This is a genomic window from Halorubrum sp. SD41 (assembly GCF_058630335.1).
This window is the reverse complement of record NZ_JBZVGZ010000013.1, coordinates 31,955-46,249: the sequence shown is the minus strand read 5'-3', so window position 1 is coordinate 46,249 and position 14,295 is coordinate 31,955. Positions and strand designations below refer to the sequence as shown.

At 56.3% G+C, this 14,295-nt stretch carries 12 protein-coding genes; 7 read left to right on the top strand and 5 right to left on the bottom strand.

The features are described from left to right. The first annotated feature begins 8 nt into the window (after window positions 1–8). Window positions 9–218 carry a hypothetical protein gene (locus AC4NMM_RS07720; RefSeq protein ID WP_017342164.1) on the top strand — a complete coding sequence of 70 codons (210 nt, stop codon included), beginning with the start codon at window positions 9–11 and terminating at the stop codon, window positions 216–218. A 680-nt stretch (window positions 219–898) separates the two neighbouring features. On the opposite strand, the gene AC4NMM_RS07715 is transcribed toward AC4NMM_RS07720, so the two are convergent. Further along, window positions 899–1,594, bottom strand: coding sequence for a hypothetical protein (locus AC4NMM_RS07715; protein WP_491923997.1), 696 nt, complete (start codon window positions 1,592–1,594; stop codon window positions 899–901). Window positions 1,595–1,870: 276 nt separating this feature from the next. On the opposite strand from AC4NMM_RS07715, the gene AC4NMM_RS07710 reads away from it, so the two are divergent. The 4 genes from AC4NMM_RS07710 to AC4NMM_RS07695 all read left to right on the top strand — a co-directional run bounded on the left by AC4NMM_RS07710 (window position 1,871) and on the right by AC4NMM_RS07695 (window position 9,145). After that, window positions 1,871–4,456 (top strand): PD-(D/E)XK nuclease family protein, encoded by a 2,586-nt coding sequence (locus tag AC4NMM_RS07710; protein ID WP_491923996.1) that lies wholly within the window; start codon window positions 1,871–1,873, stop codon window positions 4,454–4,456. Further along, on the top strand, window positions 4,453–7,302 hold the full coding sequence (locus tag AC4NMM_RS07705; protein ID WP_491923995.1) for a UvrD-helicase domain-containing protein: 2,850 nt from the start codon (window positions 4,453–4,455) through the stop codon (window positions 7,300–7,302). The genes AC4NMM_RS07710 and AC4NMM_RS07705 overlap by 4 nt, the downstream gene beginning before the upstream one ends. Before the next feature lie 116 nt (window positions 7,303–7,418). After that, window positions 7,419–8,849, top strand: coding sequence for a lamin tail domain-containing protein (locus tag AC4NMM_RS07700; RefSeq protein WP_491923994.1), 1,431 nt, complete (start codon window positions 7,419–7,421; stop codon window positions 8,847–8,849). After that, entirely contained in the window at window positions 8,846–9,145 is a 300-nt protein-coding gene (locus AC4NMM_RS07695) for a DUF3006 family protein (RefSeq protein WP_122106960.1), read from the top strand. Before AC4NMM_RS07700 ends, AC4NMM_RS07695 begins: the two co-directional genes overlap by 4 nt. Before the next feature lies 1 nt (window position 9,146). Here AC4NMM_RS07695 and AC4NMM_RS07690 read toward each other — a convergent pair whose 3' ends face one another. Then, on the bottom strand, window positions 9,147–10,031 hold the full coding sequence (locus tag AC4NMM_RS07690; protein WP_491923993.1) for a hypothetical protein: 885 nt from the start codon (window positions 10,029–10,031) through the stop codon (window positions 9,147–9,149). Between the two features lie 467 nt (window positions 10,032–10,498). Here AC4NMM_RS07690 and AC4NMM_RS07685 point away from each other — a divergent pair, with 467 nt between their 5' ends. Beyond that, on the top strand, window positions 10,499–10,651 hold the full coding sequence (locus tag AC4NMM_RS07685) for a DUF7837 family putative zinc-binding protein (protein WP_233139234.1): 153 nt from the start codon (window positions 10,499–10,501) through the stop codon (window positions 10,649–10,651). Between the two features lie 56 nt (window positions 10,652–10,707). Next, window positions 10,708–11,121, top strand: a complete 414-nt coding sequence (locus tag AC4NMM_RS07680) for a TRAM domain-containing protein (protein WP_491923992.1) — start codon at window positions 10,708–10,710, stop codon at window positions 11,119–11,121. A gap of 19 nt (window positions 11,122–11,140) precedes the next feature. Here AC4NMM_RS07680 and AC4NMM_RS07675 read toward each other — a convergent pair whose 3' ends face one another. The 3 genes from AC4NMM_RS07675 to AC4NMM_RS07665 form a co-directional block, all read right to left on the bottom strand. Further along, window positions 11,141–11,773, bottom strand: coding sequence for a transcriptional regulator (locus AC4NMM_RS07675; RefSeq protein WP_491923991.1), 633 nt, complete (start codon window positions 11,771–11,773; stop codon window positions 11,141–11,143). Window positions 11,774–11,889: 116 nt separating this feature from the next. After that, window positions 11,890–13,500 (bottom strand): hypothetical protein, encoded by a 1,611-nt coding sequence (locus tag AC4NMM_RS07670; protein ID WP_491923990.1) that lies wholly within the window; start codon window positions 13,498–13,500, stop codon window positions 11,890–11,892. Then, complete coding sequence (locus AC4NMM_RS07665) at window positions 13,497–14,273, bottom strand: ABC transporter ATP-binding protein (RefSeq protein ID WP_491923989.1); 777 nt, start codon at window positions 14,271–14,273, stop codon at window positions 13,497–13,499. Before AC4NMM_RS07665 ends, AC4NMM_RS07670 begins: the two co-directional genes overlap by 4 nt. Window positions 14,274–14,295: the final 22 nt, after the last annotated feature.

The following is a 14,295-nucleotide window of genomic DNA, read 5'->3' as shown; positions in this document are numbered from 1 at the left end:
ACTAACTCGTGAACAAGATCGACCACGAGGCGCTCGTCGACGGGCTCGTAGAGTTGGAGGGTGACTGGATCTGCTCGTACGAGGACTTGCTGGCGACGTTCGAAGACTTGTGCGTGCTCGACCGCGAATATAAGCGGTTCATCAACAGCGGGAAGCGTGGGTCAGCGAAGGACGCGAAAGAGCGGTTGGTGGTGAACTTCGATCCGGTGGGAGTTTGAGGTGCTAATCGAGGTAAAACGGCGTCAATATCTGTCTGTGAAAGCAGATGGAATTTCAAATGTTTGCCGATTGATTTATTTTTCCGTATATCTGACTGACAGTATGGTTAGCCCCTCTCTAGGTATTCTGCTCGGACCAGTTACCCTGCTATGGGCAATCCTCGCTACGACTACTAGCATGGATCCGGGTACACAGACACTTTTTACAATGGCATTAACTGGCGGTTTCGGCACCGTGATGTACACCTTCGTGGTGCTGCTGTCGCTGGCCTCGCTAGATAACCATGTCTCGATTCAGTAAACACTTCATCGGGTCACTGTTCAGCCGACAGGTAATCTACGCATACGGTAGCGGCAGCGCACTCACAACAACATTGTGGCTCATTTGGTTCGCACTGAATAACTCATGGCCGGAGCCAAAGGTGTTTACCGCAGACATCGCGGGTCTGGAGGTTTTACTCGATATGTACATCCGAGTCATGCTTCCAATCTGGGTTCCACCCATCAACTGGGTTGAGATCGGAACCGTGGGGCTGAATTGTTTCTTTGGTCTCTGTTACCTAGCAATGTGGTCTGAAAAGTACGCCAGTGCGACTACAGGTCGCTCCCGAAGATTCTGAGACTTAGTATTTGATTTGGCCGGAGGCCAACCGGTTCAAGAATACTTATCAGAGCCAGGGTCAGGTCTCTTCAGTAAATATCTCTAGCTCGGCTGTATCGTATCCATACTTCTCCATTACCTGTCTGATCCGCCGAACACAGTCTTTTGCCGATAAATTAGTTTCGAGGTAAAGGTCGGTGTCCGGTATCTTTTGAGGTCGAACGAGATCAGATTGATCGCCTGTTTTGGCGAAGTATGTCCGTGTCCGCCCTTGGATTTCCATGATCCGCTCGTGGTCGTCGACATCGTGGAGTATCTGTGTAACTGCGGTCGTGAGCGTTTCCCCCCAAGTGCCGACGTCGTGCGTCTCGCCGAGTATCTTGATCACCGAGGGCGTTGTGCCGGTGTAATCGTCGACGTCGTCGGACTCACTCGACGTTGATTTCGCGGCGAGGTCGTCACGACTGACGTTCTGGAGGAGCATGTTGACCGTCTCGGCGAACTTCTGGTACGCGCCCTGAAGGAAGACGAACTTCTCGCTCTGTTTGTCGTAGGCGTACTTCTCGGCGACCGCGTGGACGCCGCGCTCGGCGGTGGAAAGGGTCTTGTCGGGGTTCGGCGTCCACATGTCGAGCAGTTCGATGTCGCGGTTGCCCCGGCTGTACTGGCGGAGAGTGTTGTCGATGTCGGTAGACTTGCCGATCTTGATGTCCATGATTTTGAGCCCGGAGTATTCGAGGTGAGAAATCCGAATCGCGTAGACCACTTCGCTCATAGACAGGTCTTGAGGGAGTGATCTCTTGAGCTTAAGCATTGCGAGAACCTAGCCCTTTTCGAATTATTCGCAAACCTCCGCTATTTATATACTGCCTCGAGTGGGCCAGAACCCGGTCGCATTAGCCCAATCAACGGATCTCAAAGAGGTCAAATTGTCAGCGGTCACTACCAGTTCGAGGAGCGATCGCGATGCGAGAACCCGAGGAAATCGTAGATACTCAGAGTGGATAACATCCTAACAAAGATTTAACCGATACCGCCGACTCCACGTGATGTGCCATTTCCCCGCGCAAAATCATCCCGTCAACTCTACGACGAAGTCAAATCGTACGACCGGGTGATTACTCCAGACGGACCGCTCGCGAGTGCCCTCAACCGCCAGCTTGATCGGTCACACCTCGGTCCCTTTGCTATTCCACCACGTCGCCTTGCGGTCGGTCGCCGGCAAGAATCTGAGGACCGACTTGCGTTCCTCGGCATGATCGCAAATGAAGATATTTCGTGGAAACGGTGCGCCTACGCAGTCGGGAATATCCTCCAGTGTTGGGAACACCAAGGATCCCACGAGGCTATCTTCGAGTACGACGCCTACATCGACGAGGCGACCGAACGAGCTGTTGAGCGAATCGGTGATCTTGAGACGGCCTCGATGAAGCTCACAACCGACACTATCGATTCAGATCTCGATGTGGTTGTCGTCGAGCCAGAGATGCTCACGCAGCTCGAACGAGCGTATCTGCCTACCGAGTACGATACGGTCAGTCTCTTTGCCGACACAGAGTTTGAGCTGCCGCCGTTTCGCATCCATGAGTCACCGACAGCGATCATCGAAACAGTGGTGAATACGGTCACCGAGACAAACGCCGAAAACATCGGGATCGTCCTCGATCAGGAAAGCGAGTACTCGCCGCTCATTGAGTCCGCACTCGAGGCAGCCGACATCCCATTCTTCGGCGGACCGAGCTTTACTGATCGCAGCGAACACCGCTTGTTCCTTCATCTCCTCCGGACTGCCCACCGAGGAACTGACACTCGAATCAGCGAAATTCGGTCGCTACTGACAGCTTTTGACTGTGATGTGGCCGACCGTGAGACAGACAAGCGCCTCCACGAACTCGATGATAAAAATCTGTCGTGGCTGAAAAACTTCTGTCACGAAATCCAAGAGTACACGTTTTTGGACGCGCTTTCGGCGTTCGAACACCGTACCGACGACACGCTTGATGCCTTTCGAACGGAGCTAGAAGAGCTTGGCATCGCCGACGAGCTCGTTACGGAAGCGCGTCTCGACGGGTTGTCGTTCTATCTTCAGACGTATGAGGTACCTGTTGACCGAGACAATGAAGGCGTCCTGCTCGCCGACGCGAAGTCGGCATCATACGTCGGCCGTGAGGTCGTCTTCTATCTAGGCCTTGATGATCGATGGACACACTCGGCACCACGTCGTCCGTGGGTTGATCAGGATGCTCAGTTCACGCGGAATCTCAAGAGCTTCCAGTTGCTGTTACAAAGCGGCAGCCAGCAACACTATCTCGTTCAGGATGCGACCGGCGGATCGCCGGTTACCCCGTGTCTGTACTTCGAAGAACTCCTCGAGCAAGAGTACGATCGGTTCTCAGAACTCCCGTCTACCACCCATCAACTCCGATCTGAACCACATGATGGGGCTGTATTCAACACCGAGTCAGTTGACGTGTCTCCTGAACCAGTCGAGACGATCAGTAAGTCGAGTCTCAACACCTACGTGAACTCACCCCGAGACTACTACTTCAGCCGGATCGTCGACGGCCCAGAGAAAGAGTATCTCACTGAGGGTAACCTACTCCATGACTTTGCGGAGTTCTATGTCACCCATCCTGCGGTCGTCGACGACGCGGCGCTAACAGAAGTCGTTGATCTCATGATTGATGAAGTCCGTCCGCTGATCCGCTCCGTTGATGAACAGACTCGCCGGACTGAGTACCGTCTAAGCCTCGAAACAATCGTCTCCTACCTCGACGACAACCCCCCGAAAGACGGAGCGTTCCTCACGCCCTCCAGCAGTACTGAGAACGCTATTGCCGACTACTTCGGGTACGATATCGAGTCGCCGGTAACTGAACGCCGGTTTGTTGATGAGGATCTTGGTATCAACGGAATGATCGACCTTGTCCAGTCGCAAACCGAGCTGCTGGATTACAAAAGCGGGAGTGAGAACGACGCCAATTCAATTGTCCAAGACGCCGCGATCGACAACCCATCCGACGAACCGGATTTCCAAGCATTGCTATATCTCACCTACTGGCGCTCACAAACGCCCGCTCAACAGCTCTCGTTTACGTTCTTCTACGTCACTGAACTCGTCGACGACGCTATCGCCGGTGACGTCGATATCGACGACGCGCTGACGACAGTGACATACTATCCCGGATCTCTCACAGATCACGTCCGAACAGAGGAGTTCTTCGAGTACCTTCGTGAGGAGGGGGCGAACAAGTGCCAGAAGATTCTCTCGAAGATCGACTATCAGACGTACGCTGCTCTCTTTGATGCCGCACCACTCGTTGAGACAACTGACAGCGACGAACTCATCGAGTCAGAGTTCGGCCGGACGATGATTGAACGACTCGAAGCAGAGATTGGAGAGTACAAGTACGTAAAGACGGGGAGCAAACAGGTCATGCGGGAAATCGCCCGCCAACAGAAAGGTGCGTTCTTTAAACCTGACCTGGATGCCTTTGAGTCGTTTGTTGAGGAGCGACTGACAGAGCTCAACCGACGTCGTACAGGTGACGAGCCGTTTCCCATTGAGGGACTTGCCGGCGAGCCGAATTACCGGCGGGTGGATAATCGTGATTTGCTCTTGGAGGGTGACCAATGAGCGACGTTACGCCAAACCCGGAGCAACGCGACCTCATTGAGTCAACCGACGGCCTGTACCTCGTCGACGCTGGTGCTGGCACCGGGAAGACCTTCACTGTCACCCGGCGGTATGCGAACATCGTGGATCAGGACGGGATCGATCCGTCTGATGTCCTGTTGGTAACGTTCACGAACAACGCAGCTGAGGAGATGCGAGAACGGATCGTGCGGAACAGCGAGTACGGAATGCGGGAGCTCTCGAACGCCCCGATCCAGACGTTCCACTCGTTGGCACACGATATCCTCGATGAGCACGGCCATGATGCTCCGACATATCTCGGCGTGGAGGAGACGATCACCGGCTCGACGCGGATCATCGAAGACGATATCATCGAACAGGCGCTGTTCCGAGAGTTCATCGGCCAGTTCATCGACTCGCACCCTGAGTATAACGAGTTCTTCACAGCGATCTCAGAAACGAAAGAACTGCTCGATCTCATCAAAGAGCTTTCTGCGAAGGGTGTCTTTCCCACCGAAACCGGCTGGTACCGCGACGGTGAGTCACACCTCGACGGTGACTTTGCGGCGTTTGAGACGCTGTTCGCCGATATAAATCAACCTCGAAACGGTGGCAGCAAGCAGTCGAAGCTCCGGTCGAAGCTCAGCAAATATGGGAAAGAGAAGACCTACCTCCCAGAGGCACCTGAGAGATGGGAGCTTCGCGGGAACGGCAAACAGATTCCAGCGGATGTCGCTGGACGCGTTTTCGAGGACGATCGAACAGCACTCAAGCAGTTCGTCCACGATGTGTATCACGCCTACCTTGGGTTTGCGCTTCGACGGAACTACCTGAACTTCGGGTTCCTTCAGCTGTTTGCGTTCGTCCTTCTGTGTGAAGACCACGATCTTCGAGAGCGACTGGGCTACGAGTATGTGATGGTCGACGAGTTCCAGGACTCCAGTGAGATCCAGTTCAAACTCATGCTTCTTCTGGCCGGCACAGAGAATATCTGTGTGGTCGGTGACTGGAAGCAAAGCATCTACAGCTTCCAATACGCCGACGTCGACAACATCCGAGAGTTCGACGAGCGACTCGACCGGTTCGCCGAAGAGCTGAATCGGGACGCAGATCGCGTCACATTCCCGACGACGACGGCTGCCAGCAAACAACTGACACGGAACTACCGGTCGACTCAATCTATCCTACGGTTCTCGACACAGGCGCTGACGGCTCGTGCGACGAACAGTGAGTTACTCGATGTTGAGGCAATCTCCGAGGCGGTCACACGGTTGAAGGCGGACACAGACCATGACGAGAGCCGTATCGAGGCGCTCACGAGTGAGGATGAACACGAGGCGATTCTCGCGAAAATCGACGACATCGTCGACAATGATGACTACGCCGTTGAGGGTGATGACGGCGAGTACCGCGCGCCGAAATACGGCGATATCGCCGTTTTGACCCGGACTCGCGATTTCGGCCAGGACCTACTCGACACGGCGAACGCGTACGACCTCCCGATGGCGTATGAAGGTGGCATTGAGGTGTTCCGAACGGACGCCGCAAAGCTACTGTTAGCGTGGCTTCGGATCCTCGAACGTAACGCCGATCGCGGCTGGGCGCTCGTCTTAGAGGAGGCCGGGTACACAATCGACGAGGTGAAAGCGATCATCGACCGCGACGCATACCCTGACGCGATGGTTGCCTTCCGCGAAGAGCTCCGAGAGATGGAGACATTCGGCGGTGTCGCCCGTCGCGTGTTCGATCGATACGACCGGAGTGGCCCAACTGCGGATGTCGTCCTTGACACGGTCCAGTCCGTCTATGGGACGACAACATTCACCCGTGGAGAACTGATTCAGTTCATCGAAGCGGCGATCGAAGATGGTAGTACCCACGAGGTAGACGCTGGTGCGGGGACGAATGCGGTGACTGTTCAGACCATCCACGCAACGAAAGGGCTCGAATATCCGATTGTCATCCTCGCGAATATGAACACGAACAAGTTCCCATCAACCAGTGGCAGCGGGAGCGATATCGCGTACACAGACCCAATCGGACTCCGACAGAGAAAGGTGTACTCTGAGGAGGCTCACGATGTCCCACACGTCTACGACAACTGGCAGACAGACGTTCTCAATAAGTGTCTCTCCCAGAACTACGATGAGGAACGCCGACTGCTCTACGTGGCTATTACGCGTGCTGAGAGCCACGTCATTCTAACCGGCGGTGAGAATACAAATGTGTTCCTCGACGAACTCCCCGTTAATATCGAAACAGTCGATCCAGATCTGTCGTCCTTCAGCGCAGTAGACAACGAGTCTTCACCGTTTACCGTTGACATTCCGGATCCTGATGGGCCAGCAAGCTACTCCCCGCATACGTTCATCGACGATGCCGTGTTCGAAGGAGACACCGGTGGTCGAGGGATGGAATTCGGATCGGAGGTCCACGAGTTCGCAGAGCGGTATGTGCTCGGTGAGGCTGTTGACACCGGGGACAACCCTGATAAGGAGAATGTGAAGGAATTCTTAGACTCACTTGACGGCGAGAAGAAAGCTGAGATCGACGCGTTCCTTTCACTGACTGTTGATGACAAGGAGGTGACGATCGGTGGGATCATCGACTTACTCCATATCACGCCTGACCAGATCGATATCATCGACTACAAAACTGACCTCACAACCCACGCCAAAGACGAGTACGAGAAACAGCTCAGTATTTACTACCACGTCGTTGCCGACCAATATCCAGATCGGTCGGTCACTGCTTCGATTTTCTACACCAATGATGGTAATCGGCGCAGGATCACCCATCTCAGCAAATCAGAACTCAGAGAGATGGTCCGAACACATCGAACGTGACCCCGGCTCCTCTTTATCGATGACAACTCATACCTGACTTTCCAGTAGCTAATTACCGGCAACGCCACTTCGTAGAAGGCGCGTAGCTTTACACCTCACTAGCGACGACTGTGACCATGGAATCGCCACGGAAACTCACTACTCTTCTCATCATCGCCGGGATGGTTGTCCTCGCCGGATGTGCTGGTGGGATATCTGGTGACCTAGCCCCAGCTGATCCGGAAGCGGCCAACGGGTCGTCAACCGTCACCACAAACGGGAGTGTTGAGATCCACTATATCAACGTCGGCCAATCGGTCAGTACGCTCATTACGAGTCCAACCGGTGAGACGATGCTCGTCGATACGGGCCACTACAACGACGACGGCGAACACGTACTCGCATATCTCCAACGTCACGATATTTCACGGATCGACCACCTCGTAACATCGCACAGTGACGCGGATCACATCGGTGGAAACGCCGCGATCATCGAGTACTACGAAACAGAAGCCGACGGGATCGGCGCGGTGTACGACCCCGGTATCGCGTCAAGCACCCAAACTTACGCCGAGTATCTCGACGCGATCGAAGCACACGACGTGACACTGTACGAAACGCGCGAAGGCGACACGATCGACTTTGGTGATGTCGACGTCAATGTTCTCGGCCCACCGGACCCGTACCTCGAAAACGAAGATCGCAACGAGAACAGCATTGTCCTCAAACTCACCCACGGCGAAACGAGCGTCCTGCTCTCAGGCGATGCCGAAGACGATCAGGAAGCATACCTCGTCGACGAATACGGGTCAGAGCTGGAGTCGACAATTCTGAAAGCCGGCCACCACGGCTCTGCGAGCTCGTCAAGTGGAGCGTTTCTTGATGCGGTCGATCCGCAAGCAGTCGTTATTTCCAGCGCGTATGATTCCCAATACGGACATCCCCACGAGGAGGTCCTCCAGCGACTTGCTGAGCGTTCACTCCCAGCGTACTGGACCGCCACGCACGGCAACATCGTCTTGACTAGCGACGGACAGACCGTTACTGTCCAAACCCAGCGAGACGCCCCGACTGATCCGAGTACGCTCCGTGAGGGCGATCCGATCGACGTTGGAGTGCCTGACGCTGTTAGTGACCGTGCCCGCATTGAGAGCGATGGGACAACCAGTATCGACACTGGTAGCAACGACACTCCCGATGACACGGACAGCGAGACAGATGAGACGACAGCTGAAGCCGGCCTGACAGTCGCTGAAATCCACGCGGACGCGGCTGGTGATGACCGAGACAACCTCAATGACGAATACGTTGTCTTCGAGAACACCGGTAACGAGACGCTGGATCTGTCTGGCTGGACAATCGAAGACGAAGCAGGCCAGAGGTATACAGTTCCCGAGGGGTTCGAGCTTGCCCCCGGCCAAACCGTGACACTTCATACAGGGAGTGGAACGAGTACAACTACTGAGTTGTACTGGGATTCTGGGTCGCCGATTTGGAACAACGACGGGGACACCGTGATCGTCAGTAATGCTAACGGGGAGCGTGTCCTAGAGGAGACATATTCATGACTGATCTAGTTGATCTGGACAACGGCGAATACACAGCCGTGGTGGACTCAATCGAAGATGGGTTCGCTACCGTGTTTTTCGAACGAGACGGCGAGGAGGTGGGGAATGCTATCTTGGAAGCTGATCGGCTCCCTGAGGACGGGAACCACGCCGATGCGATTCTCACAGTCACCGTCGTCGACGGCGATCTGGATACAGCGCAGTATGAACCCGAGCGAACCACAAAGCGATCAGAGGCAGCACAGAACCGATTTGATCAGCTCTCGAAACGGCCGCCGTCGGAAGACGATTCGTAGATCACTCAGGTGATGTCCCGAGGTGGTTGCCCGGTTTCTCAGTCAATCGCTGGTCAACTTCCTCCGCCATGAACACGATCACAGTGACGACCATGCCGGTCGTAAATCCCGTCCCGTGAGCGATTACACTAACGAAGCGCCCCGTCTCATCTAGTTGAACTTGGAACAGCTGCGAAAGGAGTACGACCACTACTACACAGCCAACTACGATAGGCAGGAGTCCATCACGCTGTGACCAGGCCCATGCCCGCCACGTCGGGATTTTTGGCCTGTTTCTGACAATCCAGATTCCGATCGCGAAGGCTGCAATCGTACAAAGGACGACAGCTACAGACGGAGACAGCACAGCAGACGTTATTGCGAGCGCGGAGAGCGCTCCGAGGACAATTGTTCCCGTCGTCGCGACGCCGGCGGTATAGCCATACCTCGCGGTCACTGTACGTGCGAGTGAGACGTACAGCAATCCACCGAACGCACTCACGACCCCGGAAAATCCACGTGCCGTCGTCGCGTCCGCAACGAGATTCCACTGAAGCCTCAACAGCCAGTAATCCACGAGCTTTGTCATCGGCGGTGCGAGCACAAGACACCCGACTACAGCGAACCAGAACGGACGTCGACGCTCCCACGTTGTAGTAAGTGCGTACGCCGATCCCATCACGATCGCGTACCACGTTACGCTAGACGCTAGATGTGAAACGCTATCGTGGAGGATCGCCGCAGTCCAGGCCGAGACAATAGTGGGCTCGCCGTACGTGAACAGGAACTGCGAGCGGAGTGGTTCGGGGAGGAAGAAATGAACAACGATGAGAACACCAGCAACCCCAGAGAGTAGGGCAATCTCCACTGTTTGGGTTGAGGTTAGAGCTCTCTGTCGTCGAGACATTCACGCTGGGTTGTCTTGGAGTGATTAAAAAGGTCCAGATCGGTCGCGAGCGTACGATTTTCGGAGGGGGTCTCAGCAATGGGCCACTATCGACGGGAGCTGGTCGAGATGCTGGAGATTATTGTTGAGGCAGAATCTTGTCTACGGGAAGACAATTCCCCGTTCATCCGACTGTTCCAAATGCTGTGAAATACCCTCTCCTCACGGAGCGAACGGTACAAGCCATGAGCAAGTAGGCTGGGGTAGTTCACACCTGGAGTTCGAATCTTCGGAAGTTAGGTGGCGATCAGGCACAATCTTAACCAACAAAGTTGAGGTCAAAATCGTATGTTGGTTAATCGTACTGATGGTCTTCATCCACCGGAAACCTGGTGCGTGCGGCCCGCCAAACCGCCAAAGGCTTAGGTTCAAGCCGGGTGATATCGATTTGGAGGGAACACTGTCACACGCTCCTTCCACCCCTTCGCATGAACGCTGACGAATCGTCCCTCGGTCGGTGCCCGGAATGTGGTGAGGACATCTCGGAAGCGTGGATTCTTGTTGAGTACGAGAAAGAAGACGGCACCGAGGGGGTGTGGGCCGAATGTCCGGTATGCGAAGACGTTGTAGCGCCGGAGTAGTCCACAGACAGCAGAATAAAGTGCTCGTCGTCGCGTATCCGGTGTAAGGTCTACAAATGGAGATTTCAGAGCAACTACATTGTTTGTTCTCAGGCAGTGTCGAAGAGCGCAACGGGTCGTATGTCATTGAGGTACCAGAACAAGAGCTTCGACTGGGCGATCTTGAGGCGGACGAAACGTACCGTGTCGCTGTGTTGCCGTCACCCACCACCAGCGAGCCCACCACTACTGACGCCGATCCACAACCCGAGCAACCGTCACAGACGCCCCCTGTCGAGGAAGGAGAACAACGCACTGTCGAAATCGAAGACATTGGTGACCAGGGCGACGGCATCACCCGTGTTGAGCGCGGTTTCGTCGTTATTGTTCCCGACACCAAACAGAGTGAGCGTGTCACTATCGAGATCACTGATGTCCGCGAGAATGTCGCCTTCGCGGAAGTTGTCGATCGCGTCAGTTACTACGAGTAATCTGAAGCGTTCATTCCCCTCATTCGGTCTTTTTATCGGCAAATTCTCTGAGGAGATCCCCTTCGTCCTCATCGAAATCATCCGGTGTGTACGCCGTCGGGGGTGACTCGTCGTCACCGAGCTCAAGAATCGAATAGAGAGCTTCAACGAGATCATACGCGGCTCCAGGCGAAAGGCCTGTGAGGCTCGCGATCTGCCGGATTGTGACATTTCCCTCACTGTGTGCTTTCACGAGATCGTATGCGAGTACGAACGTGACGATGCCGTAGTCTTCGAGAACCCGCTCGATCGCTGGATACTCGTTCTTGTGTGCGGTCACTTCGATAAGTTCGGGTGTGATCGAGACTTCCGTCTCGCAGACCGTCAGTGTCAGTTCGAACTCTTCAGCGGTGTATGCGGTGGTCCCGCCATCGTCGTCAACCTTGCTGATCAGGCCCGCCTGTTCCAGTTTATGGAGATAGTCGTACACCGTCTTCTTTGAGACGGTCGTTGTTTCAACGAGTTCAGGGCCCGTGGCAGTCGCAGACCGTCGAATCGATGTATAGAGACTCGCGAGGGACGGGTTCTCGAGTAATTCTGCGAACGTGGAAATCCCGGTAATCATCCTCGGTGTGTCCCCCGCGTTTCGCACGTGTTCTGTACCGTTGTTCATCTTGTATAGAGTTACGAAACTAGAAGCCATGAACGTTTGCCACGGCAATGGGATCGACTTAACGACGAGGGTGGACTCGCCAGACGGGTCGTCTGAAACGACGCAGGGGAGCATGATCACGCTAGTGTATAGCGCCGGTGTCGCCGGAGCGCATAGCGGTAGGAGCTATACGAAACGCCGACCGTCAACAGTAGATACGTACCGAAGAGCACGCCGAATACAGGCGTCAACACGACGTTTCCGGTGATCGCGAACCACGTCACGAACAGCCCGAGAACCGTTCCGCCACCCACGACGAACAGGTACACCATCATGACGAGCGTCGACGGGACGACCGTTTCCGTCCCCCAGAACTCGCGCTCCTCGTAGATCGGATACGCCGAGCCGATGCCGACCGCGAACATCGCCGCAGCGAGACACATCACAACTCCGACGGCGGCGGTCGCTGCCGCCTGGAGCAACGTTATCCCGAAACGGAGCGAGACGAGCGAACTGAGAACGGCGACCGGCACCCCAATCGCAACGCCGGCGAGGAGCCGTCCACGGACGAGAGCCGCGGATGATGTCTCGGTGAGAAGGAGGAGCGGTAGTTGCGGCCGCTCGTCACCGAGCGGGTTCAACCCGAAGGTAGCGCCTGAGAGGTATGTCGCGAGAACGACGCCGCCCCCAGCGATGAGGGGTCCGAGGGCATCGCCCGAAAACTCGAGAAACATCGTCCCGAACGGTGCGATAAAAAAGACGGCAATCAGGAGATGACTCAACTCCGCCGGATCACGGCGACCGCGCACGAGGACCCCCCACGAGATACGACCGGGTTTGGTCCATGCGAACGGTCGCGGGGCGGAGAATCCGCCGCTCGATCGCCGCACCTGCGTCGACGCGTCATTGTCGACCGGATCGGTAAACCAGAGCGTGGAAACCTGCCTGGTCGAGACGGCGAGGCCTATCGGCGTGAGCGCGATTAACGCCACGAGCACCCCCACCGCTTCCACAGAGGTTGGTCTGGAGATCGGCGTTCCGACGAACGCGAGCGCAACGTATTCGACGAGGGGATCGAACGCCACCGTCGAGAACATCCGCCGTGCTGAGAGGTCGGATTCGACGATGAACTGCCCGGCGAACTGCGACGCGATGACGAGTCCGACCATCGCGAGAATACCGACCACTTTCAAGAGACGGCGAAGGCTGGGAAGCTGTCGCAGGAGTCGCAACACGGCAATCCCCCCGGCGTATCCCCAGACGGCGGCACAGCAGACGAGCGGCAACGCGACCGCCCCGCCCGAAGCGACGAGCAACGGTGAGCCCATTCCGAGCGCGAACGTGACGACCACTGCTCCGACCGGGATCCCGAACCACAGGGAGAGCCGTCCCATCTCCGCCGTGATGAGCCCGATAACGACCGCTCGCGGGTGAACCGCCAGCAGGACGAAATCCTCACCGTCGATGTGTCCGAGCCGTTCGAGCGTCCGGAACACCGATATCGACAGGAGACCGAGGGGAACGAGCGTCGCAGCGGGCGCGAAGAACGGGACCGCCGTGACGGAACGCGCGGTTTGCCCGAGCACATACGCCGTCGGCAGCGCGAACAGGAGCGTGCCGCCGAAGAACAGCGCCGTGATCAGGAGTCCGAGGACTCGACGGGGGTTTCCGAGGTACCCCCGGAGGCTTCGTACGAATTCCGCCCGCCCGATTCGGAGCCCGTGGCGAACGTCCTGTCGGAGGCTCATTTTCTCTGAGAGGCCGCGCCCGATTCGGGTTCGCTCGTGACGGCGAGGAACGCGTCTTCGAGGGATCCGCTCTCGCCAGTCTCCGCACGGGCCTGTACTTCGGCGGGCGTCCCCTCGGCGACGAGTCTCCCGTCAAACAACACCCCGACCTCGTCAGCGACGGCTTCGACGACCGGGAGAATGTGTGTTGAGAGGAACACCGTGGTCCCTGCGTCGGCAAATGCGGTGATCGATTCCCGGATAGTGCGCGCTGCTCGGGGATCAAGTCCCGATGTCGGTTCGTCTAAATACAGGACGTCCGGTTCGTGTAGGACGCTCTGTATGAACGCGGTCTTCTGTTTCATTCCCTTCGAATAGCCGTCGATCCGCCTGTCCGCGTCACCGGCTAACCCGAATTGGTCGAGGTACTCGCCGATGCGCTCGCGGGCAACGGACCGCGAAATGTCGCGAAGATCAGCGACGTATTCGAGCTGCTCGCGGGCGCTGAACTCGTCGTACAGCGGCGGCGTCTCAGGGAGATAGCCGACCCGACCGGCGATCGCACGTCGGTCGCTCGCGTCGATGCCACAGACGCGTACCGATCCGCTGTCCGGATCGCTGAGACCGGTAAGGAGCCGCATCGTCGTCGTCTTCCCCGCGCCGTTCGGGCCGAGAAAGCCGTAAACGGTTCCGTGCGGGATATCGAGCGTGAGACTGTCGAGAGCGACTTCCGAGCCGTAGCTCTTCCGGAGATCGGTCGCTAGAATGGCGGATTCGTTCTGGGTGGAGGGCATACGTAATGGATGTCAATTCTCG

Coding starts and splice junctions, on each gene's coding strand:
- AC4NMM_RS07715 (WP_491923997.1), bottom strand. CDS start 1,594: ATGAGCGAAGTGGTCTACGCGATTCGGATTTCTCACCTCGAATACTCC.
- AC4NMM_RS07705 (WP_491923995.1), top strand. CDS start 4,453: ATGAGCGACGTTACGCCAAACCCGGAGCAACGCGACCTCATTGAGTCA.
- AC4NMM_RS07700 (WP_491923994.1), top strand. CDS start 7,419: ATGGAATCGCCACGGAAACTCACTACTCTTCTCATCATCGCCGGGATG.
- AC4NMM_RS07695 (WP_122106960.1), top strand. CDS start 8,846: ATGACTGATCTAGTTGATCTGGACAACGGCGAATACACAGCCGTGGTG.
- AC4NMM_RS07690 (WP_491923993.1), bottom strand. CDS start 10,031: ATGTCTCGACGACAGAGAGCTCTAACCTCAACCCAAACAGTGGAGATT.
- AC4NMM_RS07685 (WP_233139234.1), top strand. CDS start 10,499: ATGAACGCTGACGAATCGTCCCTCGGTCGGTGCCCGGAATGTGGTGAG.
- AC4NMM_RS07680 (WP_491923992.1), top strand. CDS start 10,708: ATGGAGATTTCAGAGCAACTACATTGTTTGTTCTCAGGCAGTGTCGAA.
- AC4NMM_RS07675 (WP_491923991.1), bottom strand. CDS start 11,773: ATGAACAACGGTACAGAACACGTGCGAAACGCGGGGGACACACCGAGG.
- AC4NMM_RS07670 (WP_491923990.1), bottom strand. CDS start 13,500: ATGAGCCTCCGACAGGACGTTCGCCACGGGCTCCGAATCGGGCGGGCG.
- AC4NMM_RS07665 (WP_491923989.1), bottom strand. CDS start 14,273: ATGCCCTCCACCCAGAACGAATCCGCCATTCTAGCGACCGATCTCCGG.